Genomic DNA, 21,743 nt, shown 5'->3' on the forward strand with positions numbered 1-21,743 from the left:
GATGCTGGCGTATATTTTTCGGCGACTGTTGCTGATCATTCCAACCCTGTTCGGCATTCTGCTGATCAACTTCGTGATCATCCAGGCGGCGCCCGGCGGTCCGGTGGAACAGATGATCGCCAAACTCGAAGGCTTCGAAGGCGCTACCAGCCGCATTGCTGGCGGCGGAGCCGAAGTGTCGGTGGCCGGTTCCAGCTATCGCGGTGCCCAGGGCCTGGACCCGGCGCTGGTCAAGGAAATCGAGCACATGTACGGCTTCGACAAGTCGGCGCCGGAACGCTTGTGGATCATGATCAAGAACTACGCCACCCTGGATTTCGGCGACAGCTTCTTCCGTGATGCCAAGGTCATCGACCTGATCAAGGAAAAGCTGCCGGTGTCGATCTCCCTCGGGCTCTGGAGCACGCTGATCATGTACCTGGTGTCGATCCCCCTGGGGATCGCCAAGGCCACCCGGCACGGCAGCCACTTCGACGTGTGGACCAGTTCGGCGATCATCGTCGGCTACGCGATCCCGGCGTTCCTGTTTGCGATTCTGCTGATCGTGGTGTTTGCCGGCGGCAGCTACCTGGACTGGTTTCCCCTGCGGGGCCTGACCTCGAACAACTTCAATGAGCTGAGCTGGGCCGGCAAGATCCGCGATTATTTCTGGCACATCGCGCTGCCAGTGACAGCACTGGTGATCGGCAACTTCGCGACCATGACCCTGCTGACCAAAAACAGCTTCCTCGACGAGATCAACAAACAGTACGTCGTCACCGCCAAGGCCAAGGGCCTGACCCGGCATCGCGTGCTCTACGGCCATGTGTTTCGCAACGCCATGCTGCTGGTGATTGCCGGCTTCCCGTCGGCCTTCATCGGGATTTTCTTCACCGGTTCGCTACTGGTGGAAGTGATCTTCTCGCTCGACGGCATGGGCCTGATGAGTTTCGAAGCGGCGATCAACCGTGACTACCCGGTGGTATTCGGCACCCTGTTCATCTTCACCCTGCTGGGGCTGGTGGTGAAACTGATCGGCGACCTCACCTACACCCTGGTCGATCCCCGTATCGACTTCGAACACCGGGAGCATTGAGATGAACCTGTCCCCTCTCAATCGCCGACGTTTCGACCGGTTCAAGGCCAACAAGCGCGGCTGGTGGTCGCTGTGGCTGTTTTTGATCCTGTTTGGCGCAAGCCTCGGCGCCGAGCTGATCGCCAACGACAAGCCGCTGGCCGTGCATTACGACGGCCAATGGTATTTCCCGGTACTCAAGCGTTACCCGGAAACCACCTTCGGCGGCGAATTCCCGCTGGAAGCCAACTACAAGAGCCCGTACATCCGCGAACTGCTCAAGGCCAAGGACGCCTGGACCTTGTGGGCGCCGATCCCGTTCAGCTACCAGAGCATCAACTACGACCTGAAAGTCCCGGCCCCGGCACCGCCCTCGGCAGACAACCTGCTGGGCACCGACGATCAGGGCCGCGACGTGCTGGCGCGGGTGATCTACGGCTTCCGGGTGTCGGTGCTGTTTGCGCTGACGCTGACCATTCTGAGCTCGATCATCGGCGTGATTGCCGGTGCCTTGCAGGGGTTCTATGGCGGCTGGGTTGATTTGGCCGGGCAGCGTTTCCTGGAGATCTGGTCGGGTTTGCCCGTGCTGTATCTGCTGATCATCCTCGCCAGTTTCGTGCAACCCAACTTCTGGTGGCTGCTGGGGATCATGCTGCTGTTTTCCTGGATGAGCCTGGTCGACGTGGTCCGCGCCGAGTTCCTCCGTGGGCGCAACCTGGAATACGTACGCGCCGCCCGGGCGCTGGGCATGCAGAACGGCGCAATCATGTTCCGCCATATCCTGCCCAACGCCATGGTCTCGACCATGACCTTCATGCCGTTCATCCTCACGGGCGCCATCGGCACCCTGACCGCGCTGGATTTCCTCGGCTTCGGCCTGCCGGCAGGCAGCGCATCGCTGGGTGAACTGGTGGCTCAGGGCAAATCCAACCTGCAAGCGCCGTGGCTGGGCATGAGCGCCTTTGCGGTGCTGGCAGTGATGTTGAGTTTGCTGGTGTTTATCGGCGAGTCCGCTCGCGATGCCTTCGACCCGAGGAAGTGAAATGAATCAGGACAATCTGATCGAAGTGCGCGACCTCTCTGTCGAGTTTGTGGTCGGTGAGCATGTGCAACGGGTGGTGGAAGGCGTCAGCTTCGACATCAAGCGCGGTGAAACCCTGGCACTGGTCGGCGAAAGCGGTTCGGGCAAATCGGTGACCGCGCACTCGATCCTGCGCCTGCTGCCCTACCCTTTGGCACGGCACCCCACCGGCACCATCAACTACTCCGGGCATGACCTGCTGTCGCTGAAAGAGAAAACCATCCGTCACATTCGCGGCAACCGGATTGCGATGATCTTTCAGGAGCCGATGACCTCGCTGAACCCGCTGCACTCGATCGAGAAACAGATCAACGAGGTACTGGGTATCCACAAGGGCCTGACCGGCAAGGTCGCGACCAAACGCACTCTGGAACTGCTGGAGCTGGTGGGCATTCCCGAACCGCACAAACGACTCAAGGCCCTGCCTCACGAACTGTCCGGTGGTCAGCGTCAGCGCGTGATGATCGCCATGGCCCTGGCCAATGAACCGGAACTGCTGATCGCCGACGAACCGACCACCGCACTGGACGTGACTGTTCAGCTGAAAATCCTTGAACTGCTCAAGGAGTTACAGGCCCGCTTGGGCATGGCCCTGCTGCTGATCAGCCACGATTTGAACCTGGTCCAGAGAATCGCGCATCGCGTATGTGTCATGCAGCGCGGCTGCATCGTCGAACAGGCGTCGTGCGAAGCGCTGTTCCGTGCGCCGCAGCATCCTTACACCCGGGAGCTGCTGGCAGCGGAGCCTCGCGGCAACCCGGCAACCAATGTCATCGGCCCGCCATTGCTGCAAGTCGAGGACCTGAAAGTCTGGTTCCCGATCAAAAAAGGCTTTTTGCGACATACCGTCGATTACGTCAAAGCGGTGGACGGAATCAACTTCAGCCTGCCTCAGGGACAGACCCTGGGCATCGTCGGCGAGAGTGGTTCGGGAAAGTCCACACTGGGCCTGGCGATTTTGCGGTTGATTGCCAGCAAAGGTGCGATCCGTTTTGAAGGCAAGCAGCTGGACTGCCTGTCGCAGCAACAGGTAAGGCCGCTACGGCGGGAAATGCAGGTGGTCTTTCAGGACCCTTTCGGCAGCCTGAGCCCACGGATGAGTGTGAGCGAGATCGTCGGTGAAGGCCTGCGGATACACAAGATCGGTACGACGGCTGAACAGGAACAAGCGATTATCGCGGCACTCAAGGAAGTCGGTCTGGACCCGGAAACCCGGCACCGCTATCCCCATGAATTTTCCGGCGGGCAACGGCAGAGAATCGCCATTGCCCGGGCTTTAGTGCTAAAGCCGGCGTTGATTTTGCTGGACGAGCCGACCTCGGCCCTCGACCGCACCGTGCAACGCCAAGTGGTTGACCTGCTGCGCACACTGCAAAGCAAGTACAACCTGACGTATCTGTTTATCAGCCATGACCTGGCTGTGGTTAAAGCGCTGAGCCACCAATTGATGGTGGTCAAGCATGGCCAAGTGGTCGAACAAGGTGATGCGCGAGATATCTTTGCCGCACCGCAACATCCCTATACACAGCAGTTGCTGGAGGCCGCTTTCCTGGCACCAGCCACTGCGCAATAACCTGAAAGAGGAGCAACACATGGGTTTTCTCGCCGGTAAGCGCGTACTGATCGTCGGTGTCGCCAGCAAGCTGTCCATCGCATCCGGTATCGCTGCCGCCATGCATCGCGAGGGCGCTGAGCTTGCCTTCACTTATCAGAACGACAAACTCAAAGGGCGTGTCGAAGAGTTCGCACAAGGCTGGGGTTCGAGCCCTGAGTTGTGCTTCCCGTGCGACGTGGCCAGCGATGAAGAAATCGCCAAGGTCTTCGAAGAACTGAGCAAGAAGTGGGACGGCCTGGACTGCATCGTGCACTCCGTTGGCTTCGCCCCGGGCGACCAACTGGACGGCGACTTCACCGAAGCCACCACCCGTGACGGTTTCCGCATCGCTCACGACATCAGCGCCTACAGCTTCGTAGCCCTGGCCAAAGCCGGCCGCGACATGATGAAGGGCCGCAACGGCAGCCTGCTGACCCTGTCTTACCTGGGCGCCGAGCGCACCATGCCGAACTACAACGTCATGGGCATGGCCAAGGCTTCCCTGGAAGCGGGCGTACGTTACCTGGCCGGCTCCCTGGGCCCGGAAGGCACCCGCGTCAACGCGGTATCGGCTGGCCCGATCCGTACCCTGGCCGCTTCCGGCATCAAGAACTTCCGTAAAATGCTGGCCGCCAACGAAGCGCAAACGCCGCTGCGTCGCAACGTCACCATCGACGAAGTCGGCAACGCTGGCGCCTTCCTGTGCTCGGACCTGGCGTCCGGTATCAGCGGCGAAATCATGTACGTGGACGGCGGCTTCAACACCACCGCCATGGGCAATATCGAAGAGTAATCTTCGCGCGTTAACAAGAAACCCGCCGATTGGCGGGTTTTTTATGGATGTAAGATCAAGAGATCGCAGGCTGCGCCAGCTCCTACGGGGTATTTGTGTACGCCCGTAGGAGCCTGCGATCTTTTAGACCAGGCACTGCGCAAACAATTGCTGGATCGGTTGTGTGCGCTGGCTGTAACGCTGCAGCAGCACAATTTCCCGATAGAACGTCAACTCGCCCAACCCTATGACCCTGACCTTCGCGCCATAGTCCAGCCAGAGCCCCGCCTGGGGAATCAACGCCACACCCAGCCCGCACTCGACCATTTTCACAATCGCCTCCAGCTCATCCAACTCCAGCGCGACTTTTACCTCAATCTGCTGCTCGCGCAGAAAGCGTGTCACCAGACGGCCACCGAACGAGTTGCGGTCATAACGCACATGTGGATGCGTGCTGAGCACCTGCAAAGGATCCTCACCTTCGAGGTCCGGCGGCACGATCAACACAAAAGGCTCCTGCCGAATCACTTGAGCAGACAGTTCCTTGGGCAACTCAAAGGGTGGCTTGATCAGGATCGCCAGATCGAGCTCGCCAGCGTCGACCTGACTCAACAGGTTGAGTGACACGCCAGGCACCAGTTTCGGCTCGAGCAACGGCGCCTGCTGGCGCAATCGCAGCAGTGCCTGGGGCAGCAAACCGGTCTGGGCCGTCGCCACAGCCCCGACTCTCAATTCGCCGCGAAACTCACTGACATCGTCACTGACGGCCATGCGCTGAAAGGTTTCGAGGATTTCCCGGGCCATCGGCAACGCCCGCTGCCCCGCTGCGTTGAGGATCGCCTGACGCCCGGTGCGGTCAAACAGTCGAATACCCAGCGCCTGCTCCAGGTTGCGCATTTGTGCGCTGACGGCCGATTGCGTGAGGCCAATGTGCATACCGGCAGCGGCAAACGTGCCATAGCGAGTCACTGCGATGAAGGTTTTCAGTTCACGCAGCATGAGCACCTCAATCGATCGATTTTATTTGAGCTGGAGGCAAAAATTATCGTCATTTAATCAAAAATAACAAGGCTAGAATCAGTCTCAACTTCCCCGTTGTCGAGGCTTGATCATCATGCGTCTATCCCCTTTCCATCTGGCCATCCCGGTGTATGACCTTACCGCCGCGCGGCTTTTCTATGGCCAGGTGTTCGGCCTTGAGGAAGGCCGCTCAAGCGAGCATTGGGTGGACTTCAATTTTTTTGGCCACCAATTGGTCATCCACGAACACCCGAAAACCGCCACCCAGGAATCCGCCCACACCAATGCCGTGGACGGTCACGACGTGCCGGTTCCACATTTCGGCGTGGTGCTGTCGATGGATGAATGGGAGTCCCTGGCCGAACGGCTCACGTCCCTGGGCACGCGTTTCGTGATCGAGCCCGGTATTCGCTTCAAAGGTCTGGTGGGCGAACAGGCGACGATGTTTTTGTTCGACCCGTGCGGCAACGCACTGGAGTTCAAGGCGTTCAAAGACATCGACCAGTTGTTCGCCAGGTAGCCTATAGGCGCCGCCTCATCTCACACCCCCGCCAGTTGCAAGGGCAGTTCGCGCAACCGTTGCCCGGTCAGGGCAAACACCGCGTTGGCCACCGCCGGAGCCGTCGGTGGCACCCCGGTCTCGCCGATGCCGCCCGGTTTTTCAGTGCTGGGGACGATGTGCACCTCGACCTCCGGCATTTCATTCAGGCGCAGCACCTGAAAGTCATGGTAATTGGACTGCACCACTTGCCCGTCCTTGAAGGTCAGCTTGCTGTGCAAGGTGAACCCCAGGCCAAAGGTGATGCCCGATTCCATCTGCGCGGCGATGCTCGCCGGGTTCACCACAATGCCGCAATCGACCGCGCAGACCACACGGTGCACGCGGATCTTCAGGTTGTCCTGGGACACCTCGGCCACCTGCGCGACGTAACTGCCAAAAGACTCATGCACCGCCACGCCCAACGCGTGCCCCGCAGGCAACGGCGCCTTCCAGTTGGCCTTCTCCACCGCAAGGTTCAGCACCCCCAGATGTCGCGGATACTCCTTGAGCAAGGTCCGTCGGTATTCCACCGGATCCTTGCCGGCCGCCGTGGCCAGTTCATCAACCAAAGACTCGACGACAAACGCCGTGTGAGTGTGCCCCACCGAACGCATCCACAGCACGCTGATGCCGGTTTTCGGCGAATGCAGATCGACCAGATGGTTGGCCAGCCCCTTGATGTACGGACTGTCGGCCACGCCTTCGACCGAGGTGGCATCGACGCCATTCTTGACCATCGTCGCTTCGAATGAAGTGCCGGCCATGATCGATTGACCGACCAGTACGTGCTGCCAGGCCTGGGGCATGCCTTTGGCGTCCAGACCAATGCGCGCGTGATGGAGAAACGCCGAGCGGTAGTAACCCCCGCGTATGTCGTCCTCCCGCGACCAGACAGTTTTCACTGGGCCGCCAGCGGCCTTGGCGACTTGCACCGCTTCACTGACAAAGTCCGAGGTCGGATTGGCTCGACGACCAAAACCGCCACCGAGGAATTCGGTATGAATCTCGACCTGCTCGGGTTTGAGCCCGGTGATTTTCGCCGCGACCATTTGGTCCAGCGTCTGGAATTGGGTGCCGGTCCAGATCTCGCATTTGTCCGGGGTGATCTTTACCGTGCAGTTAAGCGGCTCCATCGGTGCGTGGGCCAGGTAGGGAACACTGTACTCAACATCAATGGTCTTCACCGCCGTGCTCAACGCGGCACTGATATCCCCCGCCTGGCTGGCCGGGGTACCGGGGATCGCGGCAAGTTTGCGGAAGTTTTGCAGCAAGGCGTCGCTGTCCAGATCAGCGTTGGGCCCCAGGTCCCAGTCGACTTTCAGCGCATCGCGGCCGAGCTTCGCGGCCCAATAATGATCGGCCACCACCGCGACACCCGTCGGCACCTGCACGACTTTATGCACGCCCGGCAGCGCCAGTGCCGCCGCGCCGTCGAATGATTTGACGCTGCCACCAAACACCGGCGAGCGCGCGACCATCGCCGTCAACAACCCATCGAACTGCACATCCATACCAAATTTCGCCTGGCCGGTGATTTTTTCCGGGGTATCCAGGCGCTTGGTCGGTTTGCCGATGATCTTCCAGTCCTTGGCCTCCTTGAGCTTGATCGACGCCGGATCCGGCACTGGCAGTTGGCCGGCGTCATTGGCCAACTCACCGTAAGTCGCCCGCTGATCACCGGCGATTACCACGCCCGGCTCGGTTCGTACTGTCGAGGGTGCAACGTTGAACCGCTTGGCGGCGGCCTCGATCAACATCAAGCGTGCGGCTGCGCCGGCCTGCCGGTAGCGGTCGAATTCCATCCAGGTCGAGGTCGAGCCGCCGGTGATCTGCATGCCACCGAAAGCCGGTAGACCATAATCAGCCGCCGATGCTGGTGCATGCTCGACGCGAATTTTCGTCCAGTCGGCATCCAGCTCTTCGGCAATCAACATGGTCAGGCCGGTCCAGATCCCCTGCCCCATCTCGGAGTGCCCCAACAACACCGTCACGCTGCCATCGGGGGCGATGCGCAAAAAGGCGTTGGGGGCGAACACTGCATCCAGTGTCGACGCCGCCTGCGCAAAACGATTGGCCCCCGGAATGACAAACGCCACCACCAGGCCCGCACCGAGTACAGCACTGCCTTTCAGAAACTGCCGACGTGAAGTATCGATCACTGCGCTCATGGTCATGCCTCCCCGATTTGCGCAGCACGTTTGACCGCCGCACGAATCCGCGGATAGGTTCCGCACCGACAGATATTGCCCGACAGCGCCTGATCGATGTCGCTGTCACTCGGTGACGGGATTTTCGCCAACAAAGCTGCCGCTGACATGATCTGGCCTGACTGACAGTAACCGCATTGCACCACGTCGATCTCGGCCCAGGCACGTTGCACCGGGTGCGAACCGTCGCTCGACAGGCCTTCGATGGTGAGGATTTTTTGCCCGTTGGCGACAGCCGCCGCCGGGGTGATGCAGGAGCGCAACGGCGCGCCGTCGACATGCACCGTGCAGGCGCCGCACTGGGCCATGCCGCAACCGAACTTGGTACCGGTCAGGTGCGCGACATCGCGCAATACCCACAACAGCGGCATGTCGCCGGGCACTTCCAGGGATTGGTCTTTGCCATTGATATTGAACGTCAGCACGGCGGTCTCCTCAGCAACTCACGGTGTCCTTTCACGGCGTCACTGCGGCAACGAGTGCCTACGCGCGCCTCGGTTTATCCATTGAGCTAAGCGCAATTTTCCCGAGACCTTGATTGGCGCGACCACCGGTCACAAAAAAAATGATGACCGACAAAGACTCGAGCAAGTCTCAGCGTGCCATGCAGGCCATGTTGCAGATGAAAAAAATCGACATCGCCACGCTTGAGCGAGCCTTTAACGACGAGAGCTAATACACTCCCCACTGGACTGCCAAAGGACGCTCGCAGATGAAACATGCCATTGCCAAAGATGCTGACAAAGCCCCACGCTTCTGGCGCGATAACGCACTGCCCTTCATCGAAGCGCGCTCCATCGCCGACGGCCGCGAAGTCTGCTACGCCCGACATTCTCACGAGCACTTTTCCATCGGCGCGATCACCGCCGGGCGCAGCACCTATATCCATGAGCAAGCCGCGTTTGAAGTCGGCACCGGCACCGTGGTGCTGATGAATCCCGGCGATGTCCACGCCTGTAACCCGATCGACGATCAGCCGTGGTCTTATCGCATGCTGTATGTCGATACGCCGTGGCTGACCCACCTTCAGCATCAACTGGGGTTCAGCAAAGAGCTGGACTTCCGGCGCTTCTCCACCACCCACTGCGACCATGCCGAGCTGTTTAGCGAGCTCAATCGGCTGTATGACATACTGCTCGACGAACAGCTGGAAACGCTGCAAAAACACAGCGCCGCCATAGCGTTTTTTACTGACGTGCAGCTAAAGCTCAATCCGGCCGAACTGACCGTTCGCGAGCCCAACCTGAAGCTGGAACGAGCGGCCGATTACATCCGCGACAACTGCACCCAGTCGCTGAAACTCGAAGACATCTGCGACGCGGCAGAGCTGTCGGCGTCGTACCTGATCCGCGCTTTCAAGCAGCATTACGGCATGACGCCCCATGCGTTTCTGGTCAACCGCCGCATCCAGTTCGCTCGTAGCCAACTACGCCGGGGCAAGCTGATTGCCGACGTGGCACTGGAAGCCGGGTTCTCCGATCAGGCGCATTTTCAGCGAGCGTTCAAACAGCATCTGGCAGCGACGCCGGGGCAGTATCGCGGCTGATGTCTGACACTCAGGTCAACAGCAAGTAACCCGCGCTGACCGCCAGCAATGACGCCATCAACCGATTGAACAAGCGCATACCGCCGGCATTGCTCAGGTACTGCCGCAGAAAGGTCCCGGCATAGGCCCAGCACGCCACCGAAAGGTAGCAGACCACCAGGTACACCGCCGCAAACTGCCAGACCAGTTGCGCCTCGCCGTCGGCAACAAAAGCCCCCATCCCAGCGACACAGGCCAGCCAGGCTTTAGGGTTGAGCCACTGCATCAGCGCGCCGTAGAACATTGTCGGCGCTTGCCCTGAATCACCCGCGCTGAGCCGACCATCGTCAGTAGCGAGTTTCCAGGCCATGAACAGCAAAAACGCCACCCCGAACAACTGCACCACCCGCGTCAGTGATGGCCACAGCTGCAGCAACTCATGCAGCCCCAACCCCATCAACACCAGCAGCAAAACAAACCCCAGCGTCGCACCCGCCACATGCCGTTGACTGGCACGAAAGCCGTACTGCGCGCCCGAGCTCAACGCAACGATGTTCACCGGCCCTGGGGTGATCGACGACGCCAACGCAAATGCGGCCATGGAAATGAGCAGACTCATTGCACACCTTCTTCAATAACTTCGGGACATTCCGGCGCTCAAAGTAGGAGAACGCTGACAGGCCTGTATTGAAGAAAAACACCCCGTGCAGCCCTCGACATTTCAGATCGAACGCGTCGGTCACACAGGTGTCATTAATAGTAATGGGATCGCGGCCTCTGACCCTCCTCACACCGCTGAATGGGCAGCGAGTCCAGACAGTGCAGAGTCACCCATATGGATATAGCAAGTGACCCTCGCGCTACGCCGAAATCATTGCGAAGGAGATCCATCGATGGTGACTCACTATAAGACTGCCGGGCATCTGGCCTGCGGCCGCCATGGCAGCAATCTCACGTCTACGACTGAGTTTGCCCGCGTCAAATGCCGTAGCTGCCGTAATACCGACGCGTTCAAGGACGCCCGAAAAGACGCTCGCAACGCTGCACGCCGAGCGGCGCGCAGAGCCAAAGTCGCACATGCCTCGATTGACTGGCGCACGTCCTGGATCAAAAGACTCAGCGACATGCCGGGCCAGCAACGGCTCCCACGGGGATTCAGTGGTCAGCCCTACGTTTAGGGTTGTGAACACAACGCCAAAGGAACGCCGATGGTTACCATCGGCGTATCCGGTTTGCGAATGGCCGAATCAGTCGTGCTGCATCAGCCCTGAACTGTATTGATTAAAGCTGTTGCCGATCGGGCTACCACCAAAGCTCATCTTGTTGGCGCCCTGACCGTTAAACTGATGGCAGTCTTCTGAAAAACAGCTGCTGGTTGTCATGCCAGAGCACGCGCTCAACAACAACGTGCCAGCAATCAAGAAAGCTTTGACGAGGTTCAACTTCATTTTTCAGTTCCCCTTGGCTGGAAACGAGGTGATGCACGATCCGAGTTAACCATCCTACGCCGACAGACCATCTGAAACATAATGAAACATTACCCTCGGACAGCAGGGGTTCAGCTTCTGAAGAAGCGCCATCCATTGACAACCCGCCCCCAGCTGCGTAAATCGGTGCTCTCTCCTGACTTCAAGAACTCGCCATGGATATAGCAGCTATCCCGTTCGGCACAACCGACTGGTCAATCATCGAACCCACCGTCCACGCCGGTGAACGCGGCAGCGCCTATTGGCGCACCCGCCAGTTCGGCGCAATTCGCGTCCGAATGGTTGAATACACCGCCGATTACCTGGCAGACCACTGGTGCTCGAAGGGTCACATCCTGCTGTGCCTTGAAGGCGAACTGCACACCGAGCTCGAGGATGGCCGCCAGTTCGTGCTCAAACCCGGCATGAGCTATCAGGTGGCTGATAATGCTGAGCCTCACAGGTCGTCGACCGTGACGGGGGCGAAGCTGTTTGTGGTTGATTGACCTCGCCTCGCTCGGCTGAATGCAAAAAGGGGCGGACTTATTTGCCACGCAAATAAATCCGCCCCCATTTTCGCTACTGCTGCGACTTAAGCCTGGACCAGGTTGGAGATCTTGACGTCTGGATCGACGTCAGCCTCGTAGTCCACCCCTTCGATCCCAAAGCCGAACAGGCGCAGGAACTCCGCCTTGTAACCGGCAAAGTCGGTGAGTTCGTAAAGGTTGTCATTGCTGACCTGATCCCAGAGTTGCTTGACGCGCTCCTGGACTTCAGGCGCCAATTCCTTGTAATCCGCGCGCAGACGCCCTTCTTCATCCATGACGGGAGGATGGCCAAACAAGCTGTCTTTGTAGAGCGCGTAGACCTGCTCGATGCACCCTTCGTGTGTACCTTGCTCTTTCATGACCTTGAACAACAAGGACAGGTACAACGGCATGATCGGGATCGCCGAACTGGCCTGGGTCACTACCGCTTTCAATACCGAGACCCGCGCATCGCCGCCCAGATCCGCCAATTGCTCACGAATACTCAGGACTTTCTGATCCAGGTCTTTCTTGGCCGCACCAATGGAGCCATTCCAGTAAATGTCGTGGGTCAGCTTCTCGCCCAGGTAAGTGAATGCCGTCGTTTTCGCCCCCTCGGCCAGAACGCCCGCGTCGTGCAGTGCGTCGATCCACATCTGCCAGTCTTCGCCGCCCATGACCTTGACGGTACCGTCGATTTCTTCCTGGGTCGCCTCGGCCAAGGTGGTCACGTTGACCTCTTCCTTGTCGGTGTTCAGGCCGCGCTGGGTAACCGACTTGCCGATCGGCTTGAGCGTCGAGCTGTAGACTTCACCGGTTTTCGGATCGGTACGACGCGGCGCGGCGAGGCTGTAGACCACCAGGTCGATCTTGCCCATGTCGCGCTTGATGGTCTCGATGGTCAGGCGCTTGACTTCATCGGAGAAGGCGTCGCCGTTGATGCTCTTGGCGTAGAGGCCTTCTGACTCGGCAAACGTGTGAAAGGCCGCGGTGTTGTACCAGCCGGCGGTGCCGAGTTTACCCTCGACACTTTCACGTTCGAAGAACACACCCAGCGTCTGGGCACCGCAACCAAAAGCCGCGGTGATGCGTGCAGCAAGTCCGTAGCCGGTCGATGCACCAAGCACGAGGACATTCTTTGGTCCATCGGTGATCTGTCCTTGAGCACGCACGTAGTCGATCTGATTCTTGACGTTGGCTTTGCAGCCAGTGGGGTGGGTAGTCACACAAACAAAACCACGAACGCGCGGTTTAACGATCATAAATATCTCCCTCTTCCAAGATGCCGAGAGCCAACACTGGCTATAAAAGTCATAGACGCTGGGAAAACTGAAGCGTCACGGCGGCGGGCCTATTCATTGACCTCACTGTCCGGGCCTATCGCGAATCCAGCGCATACCCTCGATGATTTGAGCGGCTGTTTCCAGTCCGAAATTGGCATTATTCAAAAACAACCTAACATGGCGCGGTGACATTCTGGACCAACCCGTTTCCATTGCTAGCGTTATCCGTAGAAACACGTCAGGTCGTCAGGAGAAGTCCGGTGAGTAAGCCCATGGAAGAGCCTTATGGCAGTAGGCGCAGGACTTATCTGTTCAAACAGTCGCACCTGAGACCCCGGCGCCGACAAGTCACGACAGGGCGAACGTCATTTACGCGCCAACGTGTACCTGACGCACTCTTCATAGAAGCTCTGCCGGACAGCCTCGGGCTTGAACCTCGATTGACTGTCGTAGGTTTGCTCGGTAATTCCCAAGGCCATCATTCGCATCCAGCCCTTGCTGAACTTGTAAGCCTGTATCTTCTGGCGAGCGGCATACAGTGAGACCCCTGACAGCTTGAGCTCCTGGGCCCTTGCCGCAGTACCCGCCCCCCAGCTGCACATAAACCGATCATTGGGCATCAACTCTTTTGCCTGGACACAGACAGCAATGCTCGCCAGTACAAGCGAGATCGGCATGATCAATACATTCCGCATTTGCATTCCGCCTAACCACCTGAAAATAAAGTAATTTTGGCGGTAACCTTGAGGCTTCGGGGCCAGCAAAATGCCTTCTGTCCGACGTTGCGGGGATGACGTTTGCTGAGGTACAGATTATTGCGGCTGAAATGTCTGAAGGTAGGTCAACAGGTTTTCGATCTTTTCCGGATCGCTGATACCCCAAAAAATCATGCGGGTCCCGGGGACTACTTTTTTTGGAGCTTCGATGTAGGCGGCCAGCGTTTCGCGGGTCCAGACGACGCCTGATGATTTCATCGAGGAAGAGTACTGGTAGTCCGTCGTGCTGCCAGCATGGCGCCCAAAAATGGCATTGAGCTGCGGTCCAAAAGAACCCCGTGCCGACTCCCCGACCTGGTGGCAGCCGCCGCATATCCGGTTAAAGAGTTTCTCACCCGCTTCAGCATCGCCGGCCGCTTCTGCGGGCGTGCTGAATACGCCTGTATTGAGCATCAAGGCAAGGGTTAGTACTGCGGCTTTCTTCATGTTCTGCTCCACATCAGGTGTTGCTTACCGCTTTGAAAAACTGCAGCGTGCGGTGTGCCAGCCGTCACCAGGATTTACGGTCCACGAGGGGGCATGAAACCCTTTGATTAGAGGGTTCATCCCTGCGTTCGATCAAGTGCTGAGCGGCACAGCGGCCCATTTCGTAATACGGAACTTGCACGGTGCTCAGCGGATGTCATGCTTGGCAAAAGCATGACAACACGATGCCAGGCAGCAGGCGGCACGAATGGAGTGCCAGGGGCGCTCAGCGCTTGAGATCGGTCAGGTTCCAGACAGTCACTTCCCCGAACACCCCACCCCATTGACCGCGAAAGCGCTGACAACAAGGCCAGGTCACTTGGGTCAGTCGTATTCCGCTTCCTGATGCTCTCCCAGCAGGCGCCGTTGACGTGGTGTCGCGGCGGCCAGCACGCTCGGATTGAAGCGCCAGTGCAGGTAAGGCGAGAACTTCTGCGCCACCATGCGTCGGCCGTAGTGTACCTGCAACAGGTAGCGCACGCGGTCGAGAGTTCGATTGTCGCTACCGGCGTGCCACAGTTCACTGCGTAACATCAGCAAATCCCCGGCTCGACACAGCACCGGCTTCGCTGTACAGCCATGCCACTGGATTTCACCGCGAGCAGGCGGCCGCCCGGCTCGGTGGCTACCGGGTATCACCCGAGTAGGACTGAGGTCGGCATCGATATCGTCGAGGTAGAGTTGCGCGGTGCAGATCTGCATCGGCAACTCGAAGGCCGGGTCGACCAGCAGGCTTTGCGGCAGCTCCATCGCCAGGTAATCCAGATGCAATGGGGCCCCGACGAAGCCGGGATGGCAGCGCCAGGCGGTCTGGCCAATGACGTGACAATCGTCTCCCAAGGCAGCTTCGGCCAGTTCGATGATCCCGTTCAGGTCGAGAAACGGCAGCCAAAACGGATCGCGGTTGAACACGCACTTGTAATGATCGAGCCGGCCGCTGTAGTCCCAGTGCTCGGGTTTCAGACCATCGATTGCAGTGCGCAGCGCGGTAATCCGGGCGCTATCCAGCACGCCGGGCAGCACCACGAAACCTTCCCGGTGCAAGGCCCGCAGACGGCTGGCGGTCAGTGATGACAAGCGCTCGGTGGTACCCATGTTGCGCACTCGGCAAATGCGGAAACTCCCATTCATACTGGCACTGCGCGAGGTGCTTCGCCACGTTTTCGTCCTGACGAAGCCTGAGCGAACGCCCCTATCGTGCGGTACCGTCGCGAGGCTTGTAGAAGAGAAATTTTTTGGTCTCGGCGGTCTTGATGTATTCCTTGGCCCACTCGGGCTTCACGTTCTTGCCGTGGAAATACATGGCGCCGTGGGTGCGGTCCGTGAGCTGGTGGTTGAGCGCTTTTCGCGCTATTTCCGTAGCAACCGCATAGGGAGCGTCTTCGTCGGCTTGATCCGAACGTCGATCACACCACCACGAAAACTGGCAGGCATGCTTTTCCGAACCTTGTTTGACCACCTCGCACACGGTACCCGGAAAACCTTCATGGCCGAGCCGGTTCAAAACAACATTGGCGACAGCTTCCATATCGGCCAATTCCCCACCTTTGGCCTCCCAGAAAACAGTGCGTGAAAGGCAGGTAATTGCATCCTTTAAAGGTGCTTTGCCCGCCGGATCGACCGCCTGCGCTTCAGAGGGCGTAATCGCCTCGGCTTTGGGCACGGGCGACACACTGCCCTTATCTGCGGTTTTCTGTTCCAGGACCTGCGCCTTGTCCACCGCCACCTCCTTGTTTTGCTCTTGGTCAGCCGCGCTCACCTGGCCCCCGATAAGGGTTATTGCGAGGCAGGTGGCTATCCAGATCTGGCGCATGATCTAACCTTCTGACTGAGCCATATTGATGACTCCGCTTATTGGGTCGACACCGTACCCGTCCAATCATTCCAACAGACTGACCGCTGGCAACCACTGCCGCTGCGCATCATCCCGACTGTCCGCTCAGCCCTCTGCTTTGTGAGCAGATATGCCAACGACAGGGAACTCCTGACTGACGCCACACCTCCAAAATGATGTAACACATCCGTTGCTTCACCCTTTCGGAGGACGCCGTCATGCGTCGCATACTGCTCATCTCTTCGCTAATGCTTTGTCTGCCCTTTGGTTCGGTCCTCGCCAAAGTAGATGCGGGCGATGTCGCCACCTCGGCAGGGGTTTCCGCATCGCTGTACTCAACGTTCAAGGACCACAAAATGATCATCCCTGCCCGCGATGACGCTTCCAGCTTTGTGGCGAGTGGAGGTGCAATACGTGGTGTCTATCTGGAGTCTGCGTTGAAGCAGATTCGCCACGATCATCCAGACCTTAACGCCAGTGACGATGAGCTGGCCAATGCGATCCTCATTCAAGCCGAGGCACCTGCTGATCACTAGAGAAAGACGCACATCTGTGATGAGCCTCGTTGGGCGTGACGAACGTTGCTTGTACTCGGCAACGGTGGATGGGCAAGTCTATGACCCGCCATCCACGGGAGCCTGCGTCCCGATTTCAGCCACGCGCAGGCCTGCCAGCCCGCCGCGCAATGCCACCTATACTCAATTTCACCTCCCCCCTCGGGGCCTGCACTGCCAACAACAAGAAGCAGAGGTGGAACATGGTCTGGCAGCAAGTCTACGATCCCTTCGGTAACCCGGTGGTCTCGACCCTCGTGGCGGCGTTACCGGTCGTGGTGATGCTCACGTCCCTGGCGTTTTTTCATGTCAAGGCGCATCTGGCGGCCTTGCTGGCGCTGAGCACGGCGTTGCTGATCGCGATCTTTGCCTTCGGCATGCCGGCGAACATGGCCGGTTCCGCCGCGCTGTTAGGCGCCGCCACCGGTCTGCTGCCGATTGGCTGGATCGTGCTCAACATCATCTTCCTGCATCGGCTGACCACCGAGAACGGCTCCTTCAAAGTCTTGCAGGATTCGCTTGCGCGCATCACCGACGATCGCCGCCTGCAATTGCTGCTGATCGCCTTCTGCTTCGGTGCGTTCTTCGAAGGGGCCGCGGGGTTCGGCACGCCGGTGGCAGTGACCGGGGCCATTCTGATCGGGCTGGGTTTCTCGCCTCTGGCCGCGTCCGGTCTGGCGTTGATCGCCAACACCGCGCCGGTGGCGTTCGGTGCCTTGGGCACGCCTATCATCACCTTGGCCAAGGTCACCGGGCTGGACGAAATGGAACTGTCGATGATGGTCGGCCGGCAGTTGCCGTTCTTCTCGGTGCTCGTGCCGTTCTGGTTGATCTGGGCCTTCGCCGGTTGGCGCAAGATGCTGGAAATCTGGCCGGCGATTCTGGTGGCCGGGGTCAGCTTCGCAGTGCCGCAGTTCTTCGTGTCCAACTACCACGGACCCATGCTGGTGGACGTGATTGCCGCGCTGATTTCCATGGCCTGCCTGACCGCTTTCCTCAAGGTCTGGAAACCCGCCCACGTGCACACCTCTGCCGCCTTGTCGGGGCGAGTCGACGACTCAAAAGTAGAGGAATCCCGAGACGAAAAACCGGCGGCCAGCGCAACCTTTGCCAGCGATGCCCGGCCCGCGGTCATGCGCGCGTGGATGCCCTGGATCATCCTCACGGTCTTTGTCTTCGCCTGGGGCACTCAAGGCTTCAAAAACATGTTCGACACCCGTCCGGCCATGGACCCGCAAACCCACTCGGCCAAGCTCGACCCCCAGGGTAAGCCCATGAGCGAGGCGAACCCGATCTTCGCGCCGGCCCTGACCTTCACCACTCTGCACTTGCAGGTCGAGAAGGTTCCGCCCGTCGTGCCGCAACCTAAGCCGGAGGAAGCGATCTACAAATTCACCTGGTTCACCAGCACCGGCAGCGGCATCTTGCTGGCGGCGATCCTCGGCGGACTGCTGATGGGCTATTCCATCCCGCAGCTGGTGAGCCAATACCTGCGAACGCTGTGGGTGGTGCGCTATTCGCTCATCACCATCGCGGCGATGCTCGCCCTCGGTTTCATCACCCGCTATGCCGGCCTGGACGCGACCATGGGCCTGGCCTTCGCCGCCACTGGGATTTTCTACCCCATGTTCGGCACCCTGCTCGGCTGGCTCGGCGTTGCCTTGACCGGCTCGGACACGGCGTCCAACGTGCTGTTCGGCGGCTTGCAACGGGTGACCTCGGAACAACTGGGCATCAGCCCGATATTGATGGCCGCCGCCAACAGTTCCGGCGGGGTCATGGGCAAGATGGTCGACGCCCAATCGATCGTGGTCGCCTCCACCGCCACCCGCTGGTATGGGCATGAAGGGGAAATCCTGCGCTACGTGTTTTTCCACTCCATCGTGCTGGCGATACTGGTCGGTGGGTTGGTCACATTGCAGGCGTATGTGGCGCCGTTCAGCCATTTGGTGGTGGGCGGGCATTGATCGACACGAGGCTGGCTTTTTCCCTGTAAGCCTATGCCCGGGTTTGTCGCCCGGGCATGGAGCCTGGCGATCACCATCGCCCCCCCTTTTACACCAACCGCTCGATCTTCTGATGCTGCCAGACCCTTTTGTAATACGCCGTCTGCAACATCAGCATCCCCAGGTAGGCCACCGGAAACGCCATCCATACCCCTTGCAATCCGAACCGCGCATCCAACACATATGCGACCGGCAACTGCACCCCAATCACGCACACGATTGCAATCGCCACCGGCACCATCACCGTGCCGCTGGCGCGCATGATGCCGCCGATGACCGCCTGGAAGCCGAACACCAGCAGACTCCAGAGCATGATGTGCAACAGGTGTTCGGCCATGGCCTGGGTGGATGGATCGGTGAGGAACAACCCCAGCAACCAGTGCGACAGCAAGTAACCCAACACCACCAGGCCACCGGTCAGCCACACGTTGATCAACAGCCCCGTGCGCAGAATCGGCCCGATCCGCTCGATGCGCCCTGCCCCGATGGCCTGGGCCCCGAGGATCGACGCCGTGATCGCAATCGACAGCGCCGGAAATTGCACGTAATTGACGATCTGCGTCACTGCCCCGTACGCCGCCGTCGCCTGGGAACCGTGCTGGTTGACCAGCGCCAGAATCACCAGCTCCGACAACGACAGCACCACCATCTGCAACCCCGTGGGCAAACCGATGCGCAGCACTTTGCCGAGGATGTCCATGTCCAGCCGTATCGCCGCAAAAAACGCCCGATCCGGCGCCAACGGATGGCCCTTGCGAATCAACCGCCACGCCAACAACCCCATCGCCGACAGGTTACCCGCCAACCCGGCAAACGCCGCACTCTGAATCCCCATCGGCGGCAGCCCAAACCACCCGAGAATCAACGCCGGCGTCAGCGCCAGCCCGACACACGTCGACACCACCAGCGCCAATAACGGCGACAGCGTATCGCTCACCCCTCGCAACAATTGCGTGAACAACACAAACACCAACAGCGACGGCAGGATCCACATCATCACCTGCGCATACGCCACCGCATCGTCCAGCACATCCGCTGGCGTCCCCAACCCCTGCAACGCCGGCCGTGCAAACACACTCCCCACCACCGCCGCCATCAATCCGATCATCGCCCCCAACAGCAACGTCGTCCCGGCAATCGCCTTCACCATCTGCGGCTCCCGCGCCCCCCACGCCTGACCAATCAACACCCCGGCACCCGCGCCGAGGCCGATGACCAGCGCGATGAAGAAGAACACGATCGGGAACATACCGGACACGGCCGCCAAGGCCTGAGTGCCGAGCATTTGACCGATGTAGATGCTGTTGATCGTGCCTGACATGGACTGCAGAAAGTTCGACAGAACCATGGGCGCCAGGAACAGGAGATAGGTTTGCCAGAGGGGGCGATGGGTCGGGGGTGCTTGCATGGGTGAGTCTCGGGCGGGCAGGAAATCGCGGTTGGAGGAGTCTACGTCATGGGGAAATGCAGATGCATCGTAAAGGAGGCTTTGTTCGGCTAAAACCATGAGTCTCGTCCCGCCCACACGCCCTACATCAATCTCAGAAATGGCGCTCTAGTTACCCGCAGCAACAAAAACTATAGTCCCCTCGTCGCCTACCCAGCGACCAGGTTTGGCGACCTGTCGATCGGATCAGCCCTTCCAATCTGATTCGGAGTTCCACCCATGGATAGATACATGCCCCTCACCGGAATCGACCTGATCCCGGCCTCCCTGCTCATCGACACTCAAGCCCCGCTCGACGTGCTGCAAGCCACCGCCGACTACGGCATTCGCACGGTCACTCAGGTGCTGGAAAACATCGCTTTTCGTGTCGACATCGAGGGCGACACGGTGGTGTTGGCCGACTTCGCCAAGCTGCTGGCCATTCCGTTGCGCGATGGGTGCGATTTGATGGATGTGATCGGCAGGCGCTTGCGGGCGCAGGCGTCGAAGTGAATGAAAACGGGCACTCTGAAGGCGTAATGCCAGTCCGTTAAGCGTTTAAAAGATCGCAGCCTGCGGCAGCTCCTACGTTGGGACTGTGTACACCCGTAGGAGCTGCCGCAGGCTGCGATCCTGGCTATCTGGTAAAGGTAATCCATCACCAAAGGCAACAACCGACCCAAAGCCGTCGTTCGCTTCCACCGCAAGCAAACCCAATCTGATGGTTTGCCGACGATCACATCTCTGCTATGCAAACATACAAAACTTGCGACAGCGAAAGTGTTGTGAGATCCATCGGAACGACGCGCTAATTGATCTGCACAATCACCGGACCTTCCGTTACGATCGGCGGGTTCGCGTGGATATTCGAGGCATTTTTCTGAATCCAGTCGCGCGCGACTTTCAAGCTCGCATCGCTGCCGGCCTTGTCCGTGCAAACAGTCACTGCCGTACCGCCATCACCCGTATTCAGCAGTGTGTAGCTGACGAGGCCAGGCACTGTCCGCAGGGTAGCTTCGACGTCGGCGTTGCGCTCTTCTAAAAGATTGAAAAGCTGCTTTGCGCCAGCACCCAGGTAGGTTCTTATCACCGCATACATAGTCGTCTCCTTTGGGAGTACCGTCTTGATGCCAATCCAGATCCGCTGATGGCCACTCTCACTCAGGTTTCCGTTCGCCCGATTTATTAAGCTTAGCCAAACGCCGGCGACAAGCGAAATGCAACGACCATCGGCCACTTTTGCCCGATTTCCGCCCATCACAACCGTCAGAGGTCGGTCAAAAGCGGCCAGTCAAATGTACCTAGGGAATTGGGTTCGATTCAGAGCCGCGAAGCGGCTTCGGCATGAATGAACTGTTAGGCCGCGTTCTCGCGGTACGTGCCATCGGAATGCCTAGCCCAACCAGATTTGTAAATTCCGGTGGTGCTTCAGATACATAGATCAGCTTTCAGAGCAAATGATTGAGTCGTGACTGGATTCAGCAGCTAGCTTCAATCGGTCAGCTTTACTGATGTATTTAGACTTGCTTGGCGGTGCCAATTTGGCACTAGCCTTTTTGGCGTGAGCCTTTAATAGCTGTTTTATTTTTTTACGACGATTCATATTTTTCTA

Annotated in this window: 24 protein-coding genes and 1 pseudogene; 12 read left to right on the forward strand and 13 right to left on the reverse strand. The window is 59.1% G+C overall.

What is annotated here, in order from left to right; all coding sequences use genetic code 11:
- Position 1: 1 nt before the first annotated feature.
- Genes BLL42_RS01170 through fabI form a run of 4 tightly spaced genes read left to right on the forward strand, consistent with a single transcriptional unit; the run spans position 2 to position 4,522 of the window.
- Positions 2-1,075, forward strand: a complete 1,074-nt coding sequence (locus BLL42_RS01170) for a microcin C ABC transporter permease YejB (protein WP_071550393.1) — start codon at positions 2-4, stop codon at positions 1,073-1,075.
- A 1-nt stretch (position 1,076) separates the two neighbouring features.
- On the forward strand, positions 1,077-2,096 hold the full coding sequence (locus tag BLL42_RS01175) for an ABC transporter permease (protein ID WP_071550394.1): 1,020 nt from the start codon (positions 1,077-1,079) through the stop codon (positions 2,094-2,096).
- Position 2,097: 1 nt separating this feature from the next.
- Entirely contained in the window at positions 2,098-3,708 is a 1,611-nt protein-coding gene (locus BLL42_RS01180) for an ABC transporter ATP-binding protein (protein ID WP_071550395.1), read from the forward strand.
- A 19-nt stretch (positions 3,709-3,727) separates the two neighbouring features.
- On the forward strand, positions 3,728-4,522 hold the full coding sequence (gene fabI / locus BLL42_RS01185) for an enoyl-ACP reductase FabI (protein WP_071550396.1): 795 nt from the start codon (positions 3,728-3,730) through the stop codon (positions 4,520-4,522).
- Positions 4,523-4,645: 123 nt separating this feature from the next.
- On the opposite strand, the gene BLL42_RS01190 is transcribed toward fabI, so the two are convergent.
- Positions 4,646-5,500, reverse strand: a complete 855-nt coding sequence (locus BLL42_RS01190; RefSeq protein ID WP_071550397.1) for a LysR family transcriptional regulator — start codon at positions 5,498-5,500, stop codon at positions 4,646-4,648.
- Between the two features lie 115 nt (positions 5,501-5,615).
- Between BLL42_RS01190 and BLL42_RS01195 the strand changes: the two genes are divergently transcribed.
- On the forward strand, positions 5,616-6,041 hold the full coding sequence (locus BLL42_RS01195) for a VOC family protein (RefSeq protein WP_071550398.1): 426 nt from the start codon (positions 5,616-5,618) through the stop codon (positions 6,039-6,041).
- Positions 6,042-6,061: 20 nt separating this feature from the next.
- Here the strand turns inward: BLL42_RS01195 and BLL42_RS01200 are convergent, their stop codons facing one another.
- Positions 6,062-8,230 (reverse strand): xanthine dehydrogenase family protein molybdopterin-binding subunit, encoded by a 2,169-nt coding sequence (locus BLL42_RS01200; RefSeq protein WP_071550399.1) that lies wholly within the window; start codon positions 8,228-8,230, stop codon positions 6,062-6,064.
- A 2-nt stretch (positions 8,231-8,232) separates the two neighbouring features.
- The gene (locus BLL42_RS01205; RefSeq protein WP_071550400.1) at positions 8,233-8,694 is read right to left on the reverse strand and encodes a (2Fe-2S)-binding protein; all 462 of its coding nucleotides are present in this window, start codon (positions 8,692-8,694) and stop codon (positions 8,233-8,235) included.
- A gap of 155 nt (positions 8,695-8,849) precedes the next feature.
- Between BLL42_RS01205 and BLL42_RS29450 the strand changes: the two are divergent.
- Positions 8,850-8,945: pseudogene (locus BLL42_RS29450) on the forward strand (VOC family protein); the annotation flags it as partial.
- 36 nt (positions 8,946-8,981) lie between these two features.
- On the forward strand, positions 8,982-9,815 hold the full coding sequence (locus BLL42_RS01210) for a helix-turn-helix transcriptional regulator (protein ID WP_071550401.1): 834 nt from the start codon (positions 8,982-8,984) through the stop codon (positions 9,813-9,815).
- A gap of 10 nt (positions 9,816-9,825) precedes the next feature.
- On the opposite strand, the gene BLL42_RS01215 is transcribed toward BLL42_RS01210, so the two are convergent.
- A complete protein-coding gene (locus BLL42_RS01215; protein WP_071550402.1) occupies positions 9,826-10,413 on the reverse strand; it encodes a LysE family translocator in 588 nt (195 codons plus the stop codon).
- Between the two features lie 274 nt (positions 10,414-10,687).
- Between BLL42_RS01215 and BLL42_RS01220 the strand changes: the two genes are divergently transcribed.
- Entirely contained in the window at positions 10,688-10,972 is a 285-nt protein-coding gene (locus BLL42_RS01220; protein WP_071550403.1) for a hypothetical protein, read from the forward strand.
- 69 nt (positions 10,973-11,041) lie between these two features.
- Here the strand turns inward: BLL42_RS01220 and BLL42_RS01225 are convergent, their stop codons facing one another.
- Positions 11,042-11,242 carry a hypothetical protein gene (locus BLL42_RS01225; RefSeq protein ID WP_071550404.1) on the reverse strand — a complete coding sequence of 67 codons (201 nt, stop codon included), beginning with the start codon at positions 11,240-11,242 and terminating at the stop codon, positions 11,042-11,044.
- A 194-nt stretch (positions 11,243-11,436) separates the two neighbouring features.
- Here BLL42_RS01225 and BLL42_RS01230 point away from each other — a divergent pair, with 194 nt between their 5' ends.
- A complete protein-coding gene (locus BLL42_RS01230) occupies positions 11,437-11,766 on the forward strand; it encodes a DHCW motif cupin fold protein (RefSeq protein ID WP_071550405.1) in 330 nt (109 codons plus the stop codon).
- Between the two features lie 86 nt (positions 11,767-11,852).
- On the opposite strand, the gene fabV is transcribed toward BLL42_RS01230, so the two are convergent.
- From fabV to BLL42_RS01255, 5 genes are all read right to left on the reverse strand, one after another.
- Positions 11,853-13,049 carry an enoyl-ACP reductase FabV gene (gene fabV, locus BLL42_RS01235; RefSeq protein ID WP_071550406.1) on the reverse strand — a complete coding sequence of 399 codons (1,197 nt, stop codon included), beginning with the start codon at positions 13,047-13,049 and terminating at the stop codon, positions 11,853-11,855.
- 386 nt (positions 13,050-13,435) lie between these two features.
- Positions 13,436-13,765 (reverse strand): hypothetical protein, encoded by a 330-nt coding sequence (locus BLL42_RS01240; RefSeq protein ID WP_071555665.1) that lies wholly within the window; start codon positions 13,763-13,765, stop codon positions 13,436-13,438.
- A 117-nt stretch (positions 13,766-13,882) separates the two neighbouring features.
- Entirely contained in the window at positions 13,883-14,272 is a 390-nt protein-coding gene (locus tag BLL42_RS01245) for a c-type cytochrome (protein ID WP_071550407.1), read from the reverse strand.
- 363 nt (positions 14,273-14,635) lie between these two features.
- Entirely contained in the window at positions 14,636-15,406 is a 771-nt protein-coding gene (locus BLL42_RS01250; RefSeq protein WP_071550408.1) for a phytanoyl-CoA dioxygenase family protein, read from the reverse strand.
- Positions 15,407-15,503: 97 nt separating this feature from the next.
- A complete protein-coding gene (locus BLL42_RS01255; RefSeq protein WP_071550410.1) occupies positions 15,504-16,124 on the reverse strand; it encodes a cell wall hydrolase in 621 nt (206 codons plus the stop codon).
- A 239-nt stretch (positions 16,125-16,363) separates the two neighbouring features.
- Between BLL42_RS01255 and BLL42_RS01260 the strand changes: the two genes are divergently transcribed.
- Both BLL42_RS01260 and BLL42_RS01265 read left to right on the forward strand, forming a co-directional pair.
- Positions 16,364-16,681, forward strand: coding sequence for a DUF2388 domain-containing protein (locus tag BLL42_RS01260; RefSeq protein WP_071550412.1), 318 nt, complete (start codon positions 16,364-16,366; stop codon positions 16,679-16,681).
- A gap of 221 nt (positions 16,682-16,902) precedes the next feature.
- A complete protein-coding gene (locus BLL42_RS01265) occupies positions 16,903-18,666 on the forward strand; it encodes an L-lactate permease (RefSeq protein ID WP_071550414.1) in 1,764 nt (587 codons plus the stop codon).
- An 88-nt stretch (positions 18,667-18,754) separates the two neighbouring features.
- Here BLL42_RS01265 and BLL42_RS01270 read toward each other — a convergent pair whose 3' ends face one another.
- Positions 18,755-20,113: an MATE family efflux transporter gene (locus tag BLL42_RS01270; RefSeq protein WP_071550416.1), complete on the reverse strand. Its 1,359-nt coding sequence runs from the start codon at positions 20,111-20,113 to the stop codon at positions 18,755-18,757.
- Between the two features lie 258 nt (positions 20,114-20,371).
- Here BLL42_RS01270 and BLL42_RS01275 point away from each other — a divergent pair, with 258 nt between their 5' ends.
- Positions 20,372-20,644, forward strand: a complete 273-nt coding sequence (locus BLL42_RS01275) for a hypothetical protein (RefSeq protein ID WP_071550418.1) — start codon at positions 20,372-20,374, stop codon at positions 20,642-20,644.
- Between the two features lie 295 nt (positions 20,645-20,939).
- Here the strand turns inward: BLL42_RS01275 and BLL42_RS01280 are convergent, their stop codons facing one another.
- Both BLL42_RS01280 and BLL42_RS01285 read right to left on the reverse strand, forming a co-directional pair.
- The gene (locus BLL42_RS01280) at positions 20,940-21,230 is read right to left on the reverse strand and encodes a hypothetical protein (RefSeq protein ID WP_071550420.1); all 291 of its coding nucleotides are present in this window, start codon (positions 21,228-21,230) and stop codon (positions 20,940-20,942) included.
- A 342-nt stretch (positions 21,231-21,572) separates the two neighbouring features.
- Positions 21,573-21,734 (reverse strand): DUF2986 domain-containing protein, encoded by a 162-nt coding sequence (locus BLL42_RS01285; RefSeq protein WP_071550422.1) that lies wholly within the window; start codon positions 21,732-21,734, stop codon positions 21,573-21,575.
- Positions 21,735-21,743: the final 9 nt, after the last annotated feature.

The organism is Pseudomonas frederiksbergensis, assembly GCF_001874645.1.
Lineage (GTDB): Bacteria > Pseudomonadota > Gammaproteobacteria > Pseudomonadales > Pseudomonadaceae > Aquipseudomonas > Aquipseudomonas frederiksbergensis_B.

Bases quoted from the DNA above. Each gene is read 5' to 3' on its own strand.
- BLL42_RS01245 (WP_071550407.1), bottom strand. From the start codon at position 14,272: ATGAAGAAAGCCGCAGTACTAACCCTTGCCTTGATGCTCAATACAGGC.
- BLL42_RS01275 (WP_071550418.1), top strand. From the start codon at position 20,372: ATGGATAGATACATGCCCCTCACCGGAATCGACCTGATCCCGGCCTCC.
- BLL42_RS01240 (WP_071555665.1), bottom strand. From the start codon at position 13,765: ATGCGGAATGTATTGATCATGCCGATCTCGCTTGTACTGGCGAGCATT.
- BLL42_RS01260 (WP_071550412.1), top strand. From the start codon at position 16,364: ATGCGTCGCATACTGCTCATCTCTTCGCTAATGCTTTGTCTGCCCTTT.
- fabV (WP_071550406.1), bottom strand. From the start codon at position 13,049: ATGATCGTTAAACCGCGCGTTCGTGGTTTTGTTTGTGTGACTACCCAC.
- BLL42_RS01250 (WP_071550408.1), bottom strand. From the start codon at position 15,406: ATGGGTACCACCGAGCGCTTGTCATCACTGACCGCCAGCCGTCTGCGG.
- BLL42_RS01225 (WP_071550404.1), bottom strand. From the start codon at position 11,242: ATGAAGTTGAACCTCGTCAAAGCTTTCTTGATTGCTGGCACGTTGTTG.
- BLL42_RS01265 (WP_071550414.1), top strand. From the start codon at position 16,903: ATGGTCTGGCAGCAAGTCTACGATCCCTTCGGTAACCCGGTGGTCTCG.
- BLL42_RS01210 (WP_071550401.1), top strand. From the start codon at position 8,982: ATGAAACATGCCATTGCCAAAGATGCTGACAAAGCCCCACGCTTCTGG.
- BLL42_RS01215 (WP_071550402.1), bottom strand. From the start codon at position 10,413: ATGAGTCTGCTCATTTCCATGGCCGCATTTGCGTTGGCGTCGTCGATC.
- BLL42_RS01220 (WP_071550403.1), top strand. From the start codon at position 10,688: ATGGTGACTCACTATAAGACTGCCGGGCATCTGGCCTGCGGCCGCCAT.
- BLL42_RS01180 (WP_071550395.1), top strand. From the start codon at position 2,098: ATGAATCAGGACAATCTGATCGAAGTGCGCGACCTCTCTGTCGAGTTT.
- BLL42_RS01270 (WP_071550416.1), bottom strand. From the start codon at position 20,113: ATGCAAGCACCCCCGACCCATCGCCCCCTCTGGCAAACCTATCTCCTG.
- BLL42_RS01195 (WP_071550398.1), top strand. From the start codon at position 5,616: ATGCGTCTATCCCCTTTCCATCTGGCCATCCCGGTGTATGACCTTACC.
- BLL42_RS01285 (WP_071550422.1), bottom strand. From the start codon at position 21,734: ATGAATCGTCGTAAAAAAATAAAACAGCTATTAAAGGCTCACGCCAAA.
- fabI (WP_071550396.1), top strand. From the start codon at position 3,728: ATGGGTTTTCTCGCCGGTAAGCGCGTACTGATCGTCGGTGTCGCCAGC.
- BLL42_RS01280 (WP_071550420.1), bottom strand. From the start codon at position 21,230: ATGTATGCGGTGATAAGAACCTACCTGGGTGCTGGCGCAAAGCAGCTT.
- BLL42_RS01230 (WP_071550405.1), top strand. From the start codon at position 11,437: ATGGATATAGCAGCTATCCCGTTCGGCACAACCGACTGGTCAATCATC.
- BLL42_RS01170 (WP_071550393.1), top strand. From the start codon at position 2: ATGCTGGCGTATATTTTTCGGCGACTGTTGCTGATCATTCCAACCCTG.
- BLL42_RS01255 (WP_071550410.1), bottom strand. From the start codon at position 16,124: ATGCGCCAGATCTGGATAGCCACCTGCCTCGCAATAACCCTTATCGGG.
- BLL42_RS01200 (WP_071550399.1), bottom strand. From the start codon at position 8,230: ATGAGCGCAGTGATCGATACTTCACGTCGGCAGTTTCTGAAAGGCAGT.
- BLL42_RS01175 (WP_071550394.1), top strand. From the start codon at position 1,077: ATGAACCTGTCCCCTCTCAATCGCCGACGTTTCGACCGGTTCAAGGCC.
- BLL42_RS01190 (WP_071550397.1), bottom strand. From the start codon at position 5,500: ATGCTGCGTGAACTGAAAACCTTCATCGCAGTGACTCGCTATGGCACG.